The following is a 15,000-nucleotide window of genomic DNA, read 5'->3' as shown; positions in this document are numbered from 1 at the left end:
GAGCTCAAGATGGAAGCCGTTGTTACGCCGGAAGATGCCGAACGCCACAAGGCCAAGATGCAGAAGCGCAAGGCCCTGATGGATCGCCGGGTCGGTGAACGTCAGAATGAAAAGGGCCTGCTAATGGTCCATACCGGCCCTGGCAAGGGCAAGTCCACGGCGGCGCTGGGCCTGATGATGCGCGCCGCCGGCCATGGGTTTCGTGTCGGCTTTGTTCAGTTCATCAAGGGCACCTGGGCCACGGGCGAACAGGTGGCGCTGGAACGGTTCGATGACCTGATCGACCATCATGTGATGGGAGAGGGCTTCACCTGGGAAACCCAGGACAAGGCGCGCGATATCCTGGCCGCCGGTCGCGCCTGGGATCAGGCCCGCGCCATGATGGTGGATCAGCGTTACCGCCTGATCGTGCTGGACGAGATGAATATCGCCCTGCGCTATGGCTATCTGGATATTGATGAGGTGGTGGCGACCCTGGTATCGCGCCGTCCCGACCTGCATGTGCTGGTCACGGGGCGCAATGCCAACCCGCTGCTGATGGATGCCGCCGATCTGGTGACGGAGTTCCAGTCCGTGAAGCACCCGTTCAATGCCGGGATCAAGGCCCAGGCCGGGATCGAGTTCTGATGGCGACGCGGCCCCGCGCCCTGATGATCCAGGGGACCGGATCGGATGTCGGCAAGTCGCTGCTGGTGGCGGCGTTGGCCCGCGCCTTTGCCAACCGGGGCCTGTCGGTGCGTCCCTTCAAGCCGCAAAACATGTCCAACAATGCCGCTGTCACGGCGGATGGGGGGGAGATCGGGCGGGCACAGGCGCTGCAGGCGCGCGCCGCCCGTGTCGTCCCGTCCGTCCATATGAACCCGGTCCTGCTGAAACCACAGAGCGATACGGGCGCGCAGGTGGTGGTGCAGGGTCGCATGCTGGGCACCGCCGAGGCGTCGGAATATCAGCAGCGCAAGGGCACGTTGCTGACCGCCGTGCTGGACAGTTTCGGTCGGTTGGGGGACGGGGCCGACCTGATCCTGGTGGAAGGGGCTGGCAGCCCGGCGGAAACCAACCTGCGGGCCCGCGACATCGCCAATATGGGTTTTGCGCTGGCCGCCGACGTCCCCGTCATCCTGGCCGGCGATATCGACCGGGGCGGGGTGATCGCCAGCATCGTGGGCACGCATACGGTGCTGGACCATGCCGACCGTGCCGCCATCAAGGGCTTCATCATCAACAAGTTCCGGGGCGATGTCCTGCTGTTCGATGATGGCCTGATCGAGATCATGCGCCGCACCGACTGGCCCAGTTTCGGTGTGCTGCCCTTCCTGCCCGCCGCCGCGCGGTTGCCGGCGGAGGATGCAGTGGTGCTGGACCATTGGCGGGCGGGGGCGGGCCGGGCGCTGCGCATTGCGGTGCCCATGCTGTCGCGCATCGCCAATTTCGATGATTTCGACCCGCTGCGGCTGGAACCGTCAGTATCGGTGACCATGGTGCCGCCGGGCCGCCCCCTGCCGCTAGATGCCGACCTGATCATCCTGCCGGGCAGCAAGTCCACCATCGCCGATCTGGCTTTCTTCCGCGCCCAAGGCTGGGACGTGGATCTGCACGCCCATATCAGGCGCGGCGGTCGCGTACTGGGCATCTGCGGCGGCTATCAGATGCTGGGTCGCACCATCGCCGATCCCGGTGGGATCGAGGGGCCGGCGGGCAAAGTGCCGGGCCTGGGCTGGCTGGATGTCGATACGGTCCTGACCGGGTCCAAGGTGCTGAAACCCGTCACCGGTGCGGGTGCTGCGGGCGAGGGGACGTTTACCGGCTATGAGATGCATGTCGGCGTGACGACGGGGCCGGGCCGCGACCGCCCCCTGTTGCGCATCGACGGGGCCGGGGCGGAGGGGGCGGTATCGCCCGATGGGCGCATCGCCGGGTGTTATGTGCATGGCTTGTTTTCCAGCGACGGATTTCGGGCTGGCTTCTTGTCCGGCTTTGGCGTGGCGTCTGGCCTGTCCTATGAAACGGCGGTCGATGCTGCGCTGGATGAATGTGCAGCGGCGGTGGAACGGCACCTGGATTTGGACGGGCTGCTGGCCGTCGCGGGGTGAGGGGGGCGCGTTAGATGCCTATTCCAATTATCGCCAGCAGCCACATCAGGGCCAGCGCGCGGCGATACAGCCGCAGGCCTGCTTCGATATCCGCCGCCGTCGCCTCGGCCCTTCCATCGCCCATCCAGTGATCGTCCACCACATGCCCGGCATAGCGGCGGGGACCGGCCAACCGCAGACTCAACGCGCCGGCCATCGCGGCTTCCGGCCAGCCGGCATTGGGGCTGCGATGCTTGCCGGCGTCGCGCCAGACGGCCCGCAAGGCTGCGCCCGCACGGCGGCCCGAGGCCAGTGCCAGCAACAGGGCGGTGAGGCGCGACGCAGGCAGGTTCACCAGATCATCCAGGCGGGCGGCGGCCCATCCGAAGGCCTCATGCCGGGGCGTGCGGTGGCCGATCATGCTGTCGGCGGTGTTGATGGCCTTGTACGCCAGGATGCCGGGCAGTCCCCCAACGGCCAGCCAGAAGGCGGGTGCCGTCACCCCGTCGGAGAAATTCTCCGCCAGGCTTTCGATGGCGGCCCGCGCCACCCCTGCCTCAGCCAGGCTTTCCGGGTCGCGGCCCACAATATGGGCCACAGCAGCACGGCCACCAGCCAACCCGTCCTTATTCAGACCAACCGCCACCGCGTTGACGAACCGGTACAGGCTGCGCTGGGCCAGCAGGATCGATGCCAGCAGCGCCAGGGGCAACCAGCCAAAAGGGAGGGACAGCAGCCAGACCTGCAATGCCGCCCCAAGGCCGACCGCCCCGCCCATCAGGATGATCACCGTCACCACACCGCCCAGCCGCCGCAGCCAGCCCGGCCCCCGGTTCAGTACGCGGTCCAAGGCGGCGATGATGGCCCCGATCCAGACAACCGGGTGACGGATGACGCGGAAAACCGCATCCGGATAGCCCAGCAGAGCCTCCAGAACCAGCGCACAGATCAACAGGGGTGGGAAAATCTCCATGATGGAACAAGGTGATAGCATGGATGGTGGATGCGCGCAGCCCCATGGCGGCGACCTTGGTGTGATGTCTGTCCTGTTCCCCGAGGCACCCCGGCCCTGGATCGATCTGTCGACGGGCATCAACCCCTGGCCCTACAAGCTGCCCCCGTTGGAGCCGGCGCTGTGGACACGCCTGCCATCGGCGGCGGATGAGGCGGCGCTGACGCGCGCCGGCATGGTGGCCTATGGCGTCAGCGATCCCGACGCGATCCTGGCGGCACCAGGGTCACAGGTGCTGATCAGTGGTTTGCCCTTCCTGCGACCGGCGGGGGCGGATGTGGCGATTGTCGGTCCCACCTATGGCGAACATGGCCCCGCCTGGCGGCGGGCCGGGCACCGGGTGCGGACGATCGCCGACCTGCCGGACCCTGCGGGGCCGCTGCCCGACGTGCTGCTGCTGGTCAATCCCAACAATCCTGACGGGCGCACCCATGATCCGGCGCGGCTGCGGCCCCTCTTGTCGGAAATCGCGCGGCGTGGGGGATGGATGCTGGTGGATGAAGCGTTCTGTGACCTGCGGCCCGATTTGTCGCTGGCTCCGCTGGCGGGACAACCGGGCCTGTTGATCCTGCGGTCCTTCGGCAAGTTCTTCGGGTTGGCGGGGCTGCGCCTGGGCTTTCTTCTGGCCCCGCCGAGCCTTGTTCGTGCCATGGCGGCACGGCTGGGACCCTGGGCGGTGGCCGGACCGGCGCTGGTCGTCGGGGCGGCGGCCCTGTCCGATGCGGGTTGGCAGGCGGATACAAGGCGCCGGTTGGCGGATGCCATGGATAGGTCGTTGAGTCTATATCGAAAGGCAGGCATGGAGATCGTGGGGCACACGGACCTCTATGCCTTGCTCCGTGAACCGGAAGGACGCGGTCTGTTTCATGGAATGGGACGTGCTGGGCTGCTGATCCGGGCATTTCCCGACCGCCCTGGTTTATTTCGGCTGGGCCTTGCCCCCGATTCTGTTGCATTCGATCGGGTAGTCTTTGTCCTAACCATCTGAAAATGCATATGTCTGACTGATTTTTATGCAGATTCGGGGATGGTTTGACATGTTTCGTTACAAATCATAGACTGTTAATCACTCGTTAAGCACGGGGTGCGGGTGGTGCTTTACAGAATTGGCACCATCCCTATCATTCGAAATGGCCTAGTCCGTTGGGACTAGGGCGTGAGCGTTTTGCCGTGTGTGAGGGAACAGCCGATGGCGGTAGCGGAACTGACGGCCCAGGATACCAGCCTGACGGCCATGCGCCTGATGGCGTCCGGCCGCATGCGCGACGCGCGGGAGATGCTGGAAACTGCCCTGCGCAGCTTTCCCGGTGACATTTCGCTTTGGCTGAACCTGGCTGTCTCGCACCGGGCCGGTGGTGATCTGGCAAGCGCCCTGACGACGCTGGACAGTGCGCTGCGCATTGATCCGCGTAATTTCCTGGCCCTGCTGATGCGGGCCAGTGTGCTGGAGGCGCAGGGACAGCAGCGCCAGGCGGCACAGGCCTATGGCGTCGCCCTGACCCAGTATGCCCCGCATGGCCATTATGACGAGCCGACCCGCCGCGCCGTGGCCCGCGCGCAGCAGATCCATGATGCCTATCTGCGTGAGTTGGAAGGCAGCCTGCGCGGCTCCGTCGCTGAACTGTCCAGCCCGCGCGGATCGGCGGAGACACGTCGCATCGACCAGATGATCGATCATCTGGTGGGCCGGCGGAAGGTCTATACCCAGAAACCCACGCATTTCCATTTGCCGGGCCTGCCCTCCATCGAATTTTTTGAGCGTGAGGAATTCCCCTGGCTGCAACGGTTGGAAGGGGCGACGCGCGATATTCAGCGGGAACTGGCGGGCCTGCTGGCCGATCCGGATCAGTCCGGGTCCGTACCTTATGTACAATATCCCGACTGGGCGCCGCTCGATCAGTGGAAGCCGTTGAACCATTCCCCGCGGTGGAGCGCCTTCCATCTGCTGGAAAAGGGGCTGCCGGTGCCGGCCAATGCTGAGCGCTGCCCCGTTACCATGTCGGTACTGGCCGACATGCCGCAGCCGCGTGTACCGCAGCGGTCGCCCGTTGCCATGTTCTCCCTGCTGAAGCCGCGCACCCGCATTCCGCCGCACCATGGTGTGGCCAACACGCGGCTGGTGGTGCATCTGCCGCTGGTGGTGCCTGCCAGCTGCGGCTTTCGTGTCGGTAACGAGACGCGGGAATGGAAGGTCGGGCAGGCCTGGGTGTTCGATGACACGATCGAACATGAAGCCTGGAACGACAGCGATGAACTGCGCGTCGTTCTGATCTTCGACATCTGGCATCCCTACCTGACCGAGGTGGAGCGGGAAGCCTATGCCCGCATCATGACCAGCATGGATGCGGTAACGGGGACGGTGGCCGACGCAGGCATCTGAAGGGCATAGAAGTCGGTTCTGACGCTACGCTCCCCCTTTCCGCCGGGCCGCTGCGATCTATCTCGCCCACCCATGCAGATGATTAATTTCCCCCCGACCCGCGCTGCCGGCCTTGACCGGCTGTCCCGTTTCATCCCCCGTATGGGTCGCACCTATGCCGCCGGGCGCAACAGCGACCCCGGTCCCGGCAAGCGCCATGCCGTGTCCGAACTGTCCCCCTATGTCCGGCATCGTCTGGTGACCGAACAGGAACTGCTGCGGGCGGCCATCGCCGCGCATGGGGCGGAGGCAGCGGAGAAGTTTGTCGCGGAGGTGTTCTGGCGCGCCTACTGGAAGGGCTGGCTGGAAATGCGGCCCGGCATCTATGACCGCTATGTCCAGGGGCTGGACGCGGCCATGAACGTCATGGCGCATGACCGGTCGCTGGCGCGCCGGGTGGAGCGGGCCAGCGAAGGCCGATCGGGTATTGAGGGTTTTGATGATTGGGCGGTCGAACTGGTGGAGACCGGTTATCTGCATAACCATGCCCGCATGTGGTTTGCCAGCATCTGGATTTTCACGCTGCGCCTGCCCTGGGAACTGGGCGCCGATTTCTTCTTCCGCCACCTGCTGGATGGGGACCCGGCCAGCAACACCCTGTCCTGGCGCTGGGTGGCGGGGCTGCATACCAAGGGCAAAACCTATCTGGCCCGCCGCGACAATATCCGCGACCACACCTATGGCCGGTTTGATCCCGATGGGTTGAGCGGGGTTGCGGTGGCGCTGGAGGAAGCGTCGCCGCCACCCGCCGCCCCCATCGCGGCCATACCGGTACCTGACCGGCGGGCGGCCACGGGCCTGCTGCTGCATGGTGATGATGTGGCCGGGGTGGGGTTGGACATCGGCGTCGATATCAGCGCCCTGGCCGGCCTGATCATTGATGATGGCCGGTCGGCCATGGTGCAGGACTGGACGGCGGCAGCGCTGGGCGATGGTGTGACGGAGATGGGGCGGCGTCTGGGCCTGCCCGGTTCATGCCTTGGCATTGGTGACGTACTGGCCTGGACCCGCGCCCATGGCCTGTCGCAGGTGCTGGTACCGGAGGCGCCGGTGGGGCCGGTTCGGACCGCGCTGGGCCGCCTGTCGCTGGAACTGGGCCGGGCGGGGGTAAAGCTGCTGCCCCTGCGCCGGCCCTATGACGCGCTGTGCTGGCCCCATGCCGGCAAGGGCTTCTTCGCCTTCAAAGAAAAGATCCCGACGCTTCTGACGCAGGTGATTTAGGCTGGATCGCGGCAAGCGTCTCCCATTATATGATTCTTAATATCGAATAATGGGAGGATGCGATGTGGCATGTGATGGGTCGTTCCCTGCTGGCCGGGGCCTTGCTGCTGGGCCTGTCGGCCTGTGTCACGGGTGGGCAGCAACCGGCAAAGCAGGCGTCGGTCTGGCGACCGGCCTGGGCGCTGGCCCCGCTGCCCCCCGGCGATACCCCCACCTATGACCGGCAGACGGTGCGCCAGACCCTGGTGCTGGATGCCGCTGGCCAAGCCCTACGCCTGCGTTTCACGAATGAGCTGGGTGGGCAGGGGTTGAGCTTCGGCCCTGTCCTTCTGACCCCCCTGGACGCCAGGGGTGAGGCGACGGGGCCGGCGGTTGCCGTCACCTTTGGCGGCAATGCGCAGGCCAGCCTGGCCATCGGCGCCCCGCTGTTGAGCGATCCGGTATCCCTGCCCGTCGTGAAGGGCCAACGCCTGGCACTGTCGATCCATTATCCTGGCCCCGCCATCGTGGCCGGCCACCGCCCGCAGGTGGAGATCGCGCCCGGTGATCAGACGGGGCAGTCGGGTTCGCTGCCGGGGGCAGAGGTGAAACGCTCGGCCAGCCCCCTGGCCACGGTAGAGGTCCTGGGACAGGCGTCCCCCGTCCTGGTCGCCATCGGCGACAGCATCACCGAAGGTGACGTCACGCATCAGGCCCCGCGCGGCACCTATCCGCGCCAACTGTCGGCCTTGCTGTCCGCGCGCGGTGGGGATGTGGCGCGCACCATCGTCGTGAACCAGGGCATTGCCGGCAATCGCCTGCTGCGCCCCAATGCCGGGGCCAGCATGCTGGCCCGGTTCGACCGTGACGCGCTGGGCCAGCCCGGCGTGACCGATATCGTGCTGCTGATCGGTATCAATGATATCGGCAATGGTTCCATCAAACCGGGGGAGGAGGTGACGGCGGACCAGGTGATCCAGGGCCTGTCGCAGCTGCGTGACCGGGCGCGTGCGCGCGGCGTGCGCATCCATGCCGGCACCATCATGCCCTATGAGGGGGCGAAATATTACCGGCCCGATGGCGAGGTGATCCGCCAGAAGGTCAATGACTGGCTGCGGTCACCCACCGCCGGCTTTGACGGGCTGGTCGATTTCGACCGGGGTATGCGCGATCCGGCCAATCCGGGTCGCCTGCTGCCCGCCTATGATATCGGCGACCGCCTGCACCCCAGCGAGGCGGGGTATGCAGCGATGGCCAAGCTGGTGGAAGCGGCCTTGTTTGCCCGCCCCTAACACAACGGGCTCCGGGTTACTGGGCCTTTCTTGCCATCCAAACGAAAAACCCCCGGCGGATCGCTCCGCCGGGGGTTTTCGCATTCAGGCCAGTTCGGCTGAACGACCGGGACTTAGAAGTCCATGTCGCCCATGCCGCCCATGCCACCCGGACCACCGGCGGGAGCGGCCTTCGGGGCCGGCTTCTCGCCGATCATGGCTTCGGTGGTGATCAGCAGGCCAGCGATGGAAGCGGCGTCCTGCAGGGCAGCGCGCACAACCTTCGTCGGGTCGATGACGCCGAACTTGAACATGTCGCCATATTCGCCGGTCTGGGCGTTGAAGCCGTGGTTGGTGTCAGCCTGCTCCAGCAGCTTGCCGACGATCACCGAGCCGTCGAAGCCGGCATTCTGGGCGATCTGACGGACCGGGGCCTGCAGGGCCTTGCGGACGATGTCCACACCGAACTTCTGGTCCGGGCCGTTGGTGGCCAGGGCTTCCAGGGCCTTGGTGGCGTACAGCAGGGCCACGCCGCCGCCGGCGACGATGCCTTCCTCGACCGCGGCGCGGGTGGCGTGCATCGCGTCATCAACGCGATCCTTACGCTCCTTCACCTCGACCTCGGTCGCGCCGCCGACGCGCAGAACCGCAACGCCGCCGGCCAGCTTGGCCAGACGTTCCTGCAGCTTCTCGCGGTCGTAGTCGCTGGTGGTCTCTTCGATCTGGGCCTTGATCTGGGCGATGCGGGCCGTGATGTCGTCCTTGGAGCCTTCACCATCGACGATGGTGGTGTTGTCCTTGGAGATCGTCACCTTCTTGGCGCGGCCCAGCATGTCCAGGGTCACGTTTTCCAGCTTGATGCCCAGGTCTTCGCTGATGACCTGGCCGCCCGTCAGGATGGCCATGTCTTCAAGCATCGCCTTGCGGCGGTCACCGAAGCCCGGAGCCTTGACGGCGGCGATCTTAAGGCCACCGCGCAGCTTGTTGACCACCAGCGTGGCCAGGGCCTCGCCTTCCACATCCTCGGCCACGATGACCAGCGGACGCGAGGACTGCACCACGGCTTCCAGCACCGGCAGCATGGCCTGCAGGCCCGACAGCTTCTTCTCGAACAGGAGAATGTAGGGGCTCTCCAGGTCGGCGATCATCTTGTCGGCGTTGGTCACGAAGTACGGCGACAGATAGCCACGGTCGAACTGCATGCCTTCGACGACATCCAGCTCGGTCTCCAAGCTCTTGGACTCTTCGACCGTGATCACGCCTTCGTTGCCGACGCGGGCCATGGCCTCGGCGATCTTGGCGCCGATGAAGGCCTCACCATTGGCGGAGATGGTGCCGACCTGGGCGATCTCGTCGTTGGTGGTGACCTTGCGGGAACGGGCCTGGATGTCGGCCACGACGGTGGCGACGGCCAGATCGACGCCGCGCTTCACGTCCATCGGGTTCATGCCGGCGGCGATGGCCTTGGCGCCCTCACGGACGATGGCCTGGGCCAGCACGGTGGCGGTGGTGGTGCCGTCGCCGGCCAGATCGGCCGTCTTCTGCGCCACTTCCTTGACCATCTGGGCGCCCATGTTCTCGAACTTGTCAGACAGTTCGATTTCCTTGGCGACCGAGACACCGTCCTTGGTGATGCGGGGAGCGCCGAAGCTCTTCTCGATCACGACGTTGCGGCCCTTCGGACCCAGGGTCACCTTGACGGCGTCAGCCAGAATGTCCACGCCGCGCAGCATCTTGGCGCGGGCGTCGGAACCGAACTTAACTTCCTTGGCAGCCATTGCTCTAATCCTTTGAATTCTATGAGGTCAGTGGGATCTAAAGTGATCCGACTCAGGCGTTCAGAACGCCCATGATGTCGCTTTCCTTCATGATCAGGTATTCGACACCGTCGATCTTCACTTCGGTACCAGACCACTTGCCGAACAGGACGCGGTCGCCGGCCTTGACGTCGAGAGCCACCAGCTTGCCGGACTCGTCACGGGCACCGGAACCCACGGCCACAACCTCGCCCTCCTGGGGCTTCTCGGAGGCGGTGTCGGGGATGATGATGCCGCCGGCCGTCTTCTTTTCGGACTCAACGCGCTTGACCACGACGCGGTCGTGCAGCGGACGGAACTTCATAGGATCTCTCCCTGAAAAGGCAAAAGGGTTTGGCGTGAGCCTGTTGTTAGCACTCACGCTCGGTGAGTGCCAATGACCTAATCATCCTGCCCCCGCCTGTCAAGAAGCCCGCTGTCATATTTCGATGAAGATTATGTGTGTTCCCTCCGGTGCCGGGCGCCGCCATCCGGCGGCTTGGCTCACGCGACCATGGGGTCGCGGGCCGGCGGTCGCCGGCCTGGGATGTCCGTGCATCCGCTGCTCTACCCTTCAACGGGTTGCCAGCGTCGGCCGACGGGAGTATGGCAAGGGCATGAGCGACGCCGACACCATGTTCCTGTTCGACCGCCCCCTGATCCGCCAGCGGCGCGACCGCGCGGCACCTGGGCTTGGGGCCCATGATTTCTTGCTGCGCGAGGTGGCGGAACGGCTGGGGGAGCGGCTGGACATGATCTGCCGGGAGTTCCCGCGCGTCCTGAGCCTGGGCAGTCATGGTGGCGAGGTGGAGGCGGCCTTGAAGGGCCGCAACGGCTTCACGCAGATGGTGCATGCCGACCTGTCCCCCGCCATGGCGCGGCTGGCAGCGGCGAATACCGACAGCCCGGCTGTGGCCGCGGATGAGGAGGCGCTGCCGTTTGCACCCGGTTCTTTTGACATGGTGGTTTCCAACCTGTCGCTGCATTGGGTCAACGATCTGCCGGGTGCCATGATCCAGGCGCGGCAGGTGCTGCGTCCTGACGGGCTGTTCATCGCGTCCATGCTGGGCGGCGACAGCCTGTTTGAGTTGCGCCGGTCGCTGATGGAGGCGGAGATGGAGGTGACGGGCGGCGTGTCGGCCCGGATCAGCCCCATGGCAGGATTGCGCGATGCGGCGGGCCTGCTGCAACGGGCTGGTTATGCCCTGCCCGTGGCGGATATGGACACGCTGACCGTCAGCTATCCTGACCCGTTCCGCCTGATGCGCGATCTGCGTGGCATGGGGGAGACCAATGCCGCCCTGTCGCGGCTGAAGCGCCCGACCCGGCGGGAAGTCATCGTCCGCGCCGCCGAACGCTATATGGAGCTGTTCCGCGAGGAGGATGGCACCGTGCCGGCCACGTTTGAGGTGATCTTCCTGGCCGGATGGTCACCCGATGCATCGGTGCAGCAGCAGCCGGCCAAGCGTGGCAGTGCCTCGCACCGGCTGGCCGAGGCCTTGAACAGCATTGAGCAGTCGACGGGTGTGAAGCCGCATTGAGGGTGAGGGGTGGCCAGCCCCTTACACCCAGTCCTTCCACATCTGCCGATAGGCCGCTTCCACCTGTTCCGCGAAACCATAGGCATCGCAGAGGGGGCTGGCCTGCATGCAGGGGCGCAGGGTCCGGCGCAGATTTTCCAGCCGGTCCAGATCACCCGCCAGCCCGGCGGCAATGTCGAGATAGGCATCGGGGCTGTCGGCTACCAGATCGTCATGGCCGACCCGGTGCAGCAGGCTGGCCGTGACGCGGGCGACATGGTGGGTGCCGCGCAGGCTGACTACCGGCACACCCATCCACAACGCCTCGCAACTGGTCGTGGTGCCGTTATAGGGGAACGGGTCCAGCGCGATGTCCAGCCGGTCATAGGCGCGCAGATGGTCGCCCTGGTCCGGGGTTTGCGGCAGCAGGTCCACCCGGTCAGGTGTGACGCCGTTCGCCGTGAACAGTGATTGGTAACGGGCCAGCGTGGCGGGATCGGCGAAGGGCTTGCTTTTCAGGATCAGGCGCGCGCCGGGCACGCGCAGCAGCAGGGCTGACCAGAGCGCCACCACTTCCGGTGTCACCTTGGCGCTGTTATTGAATGAACCGAAGGTGACATGGCCGTTGCGCCGGGCGGGCAAGGGGCCGGCGGGTGCGGTTTCCTGCGCCGGACGGAAGCAGAGGAAGCCATTATCCAGCCGGACCAGTTTCTCCAGATGCCAGCCATCGGTCACGCCCGGCGGATCGGCAATGGCGTCGGTCAGGCGGTAATCCATGGCCGTCATGCCGCTGCCATCGGGATAGCCCAGCCAGGAGACCTGGATGGGGGCCGGCTTGCGCGCGAAGATCAGCGGGCGGCAGTCACAGGTATGGCCCGCCACATCGACCAGAATGTCGATACCGTCGGCGCGAATGCGTGCCGCCGCCTCGTCATCGGTCAGGCCCGTCAGGGGGACCCAGTGGCCGGTGATGGCCTGGAACCGTGCGGTGACGGCATCGCTGCGCCGGGAGATGGGATAGCAGAAAATCTCCACCTGTGACCGGTCATGCCCGCGCAACAGCGGTTCCAGAAAACAGGAGACGGCATGGCCGCAGAAATCCGGCGATACATAGCCGATGCGCAGCCGGCGATCTGGTGAACGGTCATTGCTGAAGGCTTTGCTGCTGGCCGCCGTAAGGGGGGCCGCATGACGTTCGCCCCAATGCCGGTGGGCACGGAAGATCACCTCCGGCGGGACATGGGGCGTGTAATGCAGGGCGAACAGCAGGTTGGAATGCAGCAGCGGCAGGGCCGGGTGCTGTTCCAGCGCGTGTTGCAGCAGGGAGATGGCATCGTTGACGCGGCCCTGTTCCTTCAGCACCTCACCCAGATTGACATAGGGTTCCGGCATGCCGGGGTTCAGGCGCAGGGCGGTGCGGTAGCACTCCATGGCCTGGGTCAGCTCGGAAGAGGATTTGTACGTATCCCCCAGGTTGGACCAGGCCTCCGCCATGTCGGGGCGGAGGCGGACCGCGCGGCGATAAGCCTGGCGGGCCTTGTCGCTCCCCCCCAGATTGCGCAGGATATTGCCCAGATTAAACCAGGCCTCCGCATAATCGGGCTTCAACGCGATGGCCATCATGGCGACCCGGGCCGCCTTCGCATCCTGCCCCAGGTCGGACAGCACACAGGTCAGGTTGTTGAAGACATGCGCATCCTCCGGATTGGCGCGCAAGGCCCGCTGATAATAGGCGACCGCCTCGTTCCAGCGCCGCTGCGCACGCAGCAGAATGGCGTAGTTGTTATTGGCAAAGGCATGGTCGGGATTGGCGGTCAGCACCTGCCGGTAAAGGCTTTCCGCCTCCGCCAGCTTGCCTTCCTTATGCCGGGCCATGGCCGTATCGAACAAGTCGGTCACGATGCTCCCCCCTGGCGCAGCAGGCCGGCGTCGGCCAGGATGCCGCGCAGTTTGTGCGCCGCCTGGCCCCAGGTGAAATTATTGAGAAGATGGGCGCTGGCATCAGGCAGAGCACTGTCGCGCCCGGCAATGATGTCGGCGATGATGGATGCGGCTGCCTGTTCGTCGGGGTTCCACCAATCCAGGCCGAAGAACGGCTCCCAGGGTTCCGCGCTGTAGGGCAGATGGGCGGGGCCGGTGCTGGACGGGATCATCCGCGCAAAGCGGTCATCCAGATAATCCAGGTAGGAGCTGTGGGCTGGCGCGATCAGTCCCATGCCCATGGCCCCCGCCTTGGACAAAGGCAGGTCCCAGCCCTCGCCATGCGACAGACTCCAGTAATAACTGGCGGTGCGGAACAGGCCCGTCATCTCCAGTTCCGTCAACGGCTGATCGACGAGCACGATGGGAGCGGCCTCTGCGAAGGAGCGGCCCACATGTTCCTGCGTCTGCCGCACGATGGCCTGCAGATGCCGGCGCGCCGCCTCGTTTCCGCCCTTGCCGGGCTTCAGGATCAGGACGGCATCGTCACCCCTGTTCGTGGCCCGCAGCCAGACGCGCAGCACCCCATCCAGGTTCTTGCGCGGGATGGCGTCCGACACGTTCAGGAAACGGTGGCGGTAGCTGGCCACCGATCGGCCAGCGCCATCCACCAGGACCAGCGGCGGGGCATCCGCCGCCGCCGGTTCCGCATCCACGCCCAGGGGGCAGACGCGGATACGATCCTCTGGATAGCCCTGACTGGCCCAGGCCAAGCGGGAGCTTTCGGTGGGCACGATCACCATGTCGGCATTCAGGCTCTGTTTGGCCCAGGTGGAGGAAATGCGGGGGCCTTCGAACATGGAATAGAGGATGGTCGACAGGCCTGGGATCGGTTCCACGGCCAGGGGAACCATGATGTTGATGGCAGCCTTGGCACCCACCGGCGCCTCCAGCGGCTCCCCGCTCCAGGTTTCATGCCCGAAAACACCAACGACCTGCAAAGGCACTGACTGCTGCCGCAGCGTCTGGATATAGCGGCGGCCCATATGGGCGTAACCGGACGCGGTGGCGAAGGGGCCGCGCAGCAAGATGCCGTCGCCGGGTCCCGGCCCCTGTGCCGCTGCCCCCCGGCTGGCGTTGAGGTAGCGCTGGCACCGCATCACATGCTTGATGGCATCGTCGTTGGCGGGGTCGAGCCTCATCGCCCGGCGCAGCGGGGGCAGGGCGGCCTGCAACCGACCCTGACGCAGCAGGGCGCCTGCCTTCTGCACATAGGGGTAGATGTTCTGCGGGTTCAGCGTGATGGTCGCGTCCAGACCCATGATCGTCCGGTCCAGATCGTGCGGTGCCCAGGCCAGCGACTGGTTGATGCGGATAGCTTCGTCCTGTGGCGAAAGACGCGCCGCGCGGTCGGCCAGCCTTGCCGCCATCTCCCGGTCGCCCCGCCAGGTGTTGCACAGCAGTCCCAGCCGGTCGAAGGCGGTGGCGCTGGCGGGGTTCAGCACGGCCAGACGACGCAACCAGTGCCATGCCGCCTTCTGCTCACCTGCGTTCAGCATGGCGATGGCAAGATTGGTGACCAGATGCTCATGATCGGGCCAGCGGGCGACAGCGGCGCGCAGCACCTCAATCCCCTCTGCCACCGGCTGCCCCGTGGTCAGGCAGACGCCCAGCAGATTATGGGTCAGCGGATCGTCGGGCGCTGCTGCCAGGGCCTGACGGGCGGCGGCAAGGGCCTCCGTCGCCTGCCCGGCGCGGTGAAGGGCGACGGCGTGGGTATAGGCATCCATCGC

12 protein-coding genes are annotated in these 15,000 nt (G+C 65.9%); 7 read left to right on the top strand and 5 right to left on the bottom strand.

What is annotated here, in order from left to right; translation table 11 throughout:
• The first annotated feature begins 9 nt into the window (after positions 1-9).
• Positions 10-627, top strand: a complete 618-nt coding sequence (cobO, locus tag ACODSP_RS04975) for a cob(I)yrinic acid a,c-diamide adenosyltransferase (RefSeq protein ID WP_488964523.1) — start codon at positions 10-12, stop codon at positions 625-627.
• Positions 627-2,090, top strand: coding sequence for a cobyric acid synthase (locus ACODSP_RS04970; protein WP_488964522.1), 1,464 nt, complete (start codon positions 627-629; stop codon positions 2,088-2,090). The genes cobO and ACODSP_RS04970 overlap by 1 nt, the downstream gene beginning before the upstream one ends.
• Before the next feature lie 10 nt (positions 2,091-2,100).
• Here the strand turns inward: ACODSP_RS04970 and cbiB are convergent, their stop codons facing one another.
• On the bottom strand, positions 2,101-3,042 hold the full coding sequence (gene cbiB / locus ACODSP_RS04965) for an adenosylcobinamide-phosphate synthase CbiB (protein ID WP_488964521.1): 942 nt from the start codon (positions 3,040-3,042) through the stop codon (positions 2,101-2,103).
• Here cbiB and ACODSP_RS04960 point away from each other — a divergent pair.
• The 4 genes from ACODSP_RS04960 to ACODSP_RS04945 all read left to right on the top strand — a co-directional run bounded on the left by ACODSP_RS04960 (position 3,041) and on the right by ACODSP_RS04945 (position 7,992).
• Entirely contained in the window at positions 3,041-4,069 is a 1,029-nt protein-coding gene (locus tag ACODSP_RS04960; RefSeq protein ID WP_488964520.1) for a threonine-phosphate decarboxylase, read from the top strand. The two genes, cbiB and ACODSP_RS04960, sit on opposite strands and share 2 nt — an antisense overlap.
• A gap of 201 nt (positions 4,070-4,270) precedes the next feature.
• A complete protein-coding gene (locus tag ACODSP_RS04955) occupies positions 4,271-5,461 on the top strand; it encodes an aspartyl/asparaginyl beta-hydroxylase domain-containing protein (protein WP_488964519.1) in 1,191 nt (396 codons plus the stop codon).
• Between the two features lie 72 nt (positions 5,462-5,533).
• Complete coding sequence (locus tag ACODSP_RS04950) at positions 5,534-6,721, top strand: FAD-binding domain-containing protein (RefSeq protein WP_488964518.1); 1,188 nt, start codon at positions 5,534-5,536, stop codon at positions 6,719-6,721.
• A 62-nt stretch (positions 6,722-6,783) separates the two neighbouring features.
• Complete coding sequence (locus ACODSP_RS04945; RefSeq protein WP_488964517.1) at positions 6,784-7,992, top strand: GDSL-type esterase/lipase family protein; 1,209 nt, start codon at positions 6,784-6,786, stop codon at positions 7,990-7,992.
• A 113-nt stretch (positions 7,993-8,105) separates the two neighbouring features.
• Here the strand turns inward: ACODSP_RS04945 and groL are convergent, their stop codons facing one another.
• Together groL and groES are read right to left on the bottom strand one after the other, a co-directional pair.
• A complete protein-coding gene (gene groL / locus ACODSP_RS04940; protein ID WP_488964516.1) occupies positions 8,106-9,749 on the bottom strand; it encodes a chaperonin GroEL in 1,644 nt (547 codons plus the stop codon).
• A gap of 52 nt (positions 9,750-9,801) precedes the next feature.
• Entirely contained in the window at positions 9,802-10,092 is a 291-nt protein-coding gene (gene groES / locus ACODSP_RS04935; protein ID WP_102114642.1) for a co-chaperone GroES, read from the bottom strand.
• 292 nt (positions 10,093-10,384) lie between these two features.
• On the opposite strand from groES, the gene ACODSP_RS04930 reads away from it, so the two are divergent.
• Positions 10,385-11,308 carry a methyltransferase domain-containing protein gene (locus ACODSP_RS04930; RefSeq protein WP_488964515.1) on the top strand — a complete coding sequence of 308 codons (924 nt, stop codon included), beginning with the start codon at positions 10,385-10,387 and terminating at the stop codon, positions 11,306-11,308.
• A gap of 21 nt (positions 11,309-11,329) precedes the next feature.
• Here ACODSP_RS04930 and ACODSP_RS04925 read toward each other — a convergent pair whose 3' ends face one another.
• A complete protein-coding gene (locus ACODSP_RS04925; protein ID WP_488964514.1) occupies positions 11,330-13,186 on the bottom strand; it encodes an O-linked N-acetylglucosamine transferase, SPINDLY family protein in 1,857 nt (618 codons plus the stop codon).
• Positions 13,183-14,997, bottom strand: coding sequence for a glycosyltransferase (locus tag ACODSP_RS04920; protein WP_488964513.1), 1,815 nt, complete (start codon positions 14,995-14,997; stop codon positions 13,183-13,185). Before ACODSP_RS04920 ends, ACODSP_RS04925 begins: the two co-directional genes overlap by 4 nt.
• Positions 14,998-15,000: the final 3 nt, after the last annotated feature.

Source organism: Niveispirillum sp. FG156, assembly GCF_057809555.1.
Note: the sequence above shows the minus strand (reverse complement) of the source record. Positions and strands in the feature narration are given on the sequence as shown.

Excerpts from the sequence above, each read along its gene's own strand:
- cobO (WP_488964523.1), top strand. The coding sequence starts at position 10 with ATGGAAGCCGTTGTTACGCCGGAAGATGCCGAACGCCACAAGGCCAAG.
- ACODSP_RS04970 (WP_488964522.1), top strand. The coding sequence starts at position 627 with ATGGCGACGCGGCCCCGCGCCCTGATGATCCAGGGGACCGGATCGGAT.
- ACODSP_RS04960 (WP_488964520.1), top strand. The coding sequence starts at position 3,041 with ATGATGGAACAAGGTGATAGCATGGATGGTGGATGCGCGCAGCCCCAT.
- cbiB (WP_488964521.1), bottom strand. The coding sequence starts at position 3,042 with ATGGAGATTTTCCCACCCCTGTTGATCTGTGCGCTGGTTCTGGAGGCT.
- ACODSP_RS04955 (WP_488964519.1), top strand. The coding sequence starts at position 4,271 with ATGGCGGTAGCGGAACTGACGGCCCAGGATACCAGCCTGACGGCCATG.
- ACODSP_RS04950 (WP_488964518.1), top strand. The coding sequence starts at position 5,534 with ATGCAGATGATTAATTTCCCCCCGACCCGCGCTGCCGGCCTTGACCGG.
- ACODSP_RS04945 (WP_488964517.1), top strand. The coding sequence starts at position 6,784 with ATGTGGCATGTGATGGGTCGTTCCCTGCTGGCCGGGGCCTTGCTGCTG.
- groL (WP_488964516.1), bottom strand. The coding sequence starts at position 9,749 with ATGGCTGCCAAGGAAGTTAAGTTCGGTTCCGACGCCCGCGCCAAGATG.
- groES (WP_102114642.1), bottom strand. The coding sequence starts at position 10,092 with ATGAAGTTCCGTCCGCTGCACGACCGCGTCGTGGTCAAGCGCGTTGAG.
- ACODSP_RS04930 (WP_488964515.1), top strand. The coding sequence starts at position 10,385 with ATGAGCGACGCCGACACCATGTTCCTGTTCGACCGCCCCCTGATCCGC.
- ACODSP_RS04920 (WP_488964513.1), bottom strand. The coding sequence starts at position 14,997 with ATGGATGCCTATACCCACGCCGTCGCCCTTCACCGCGCCGGGCAGGCG.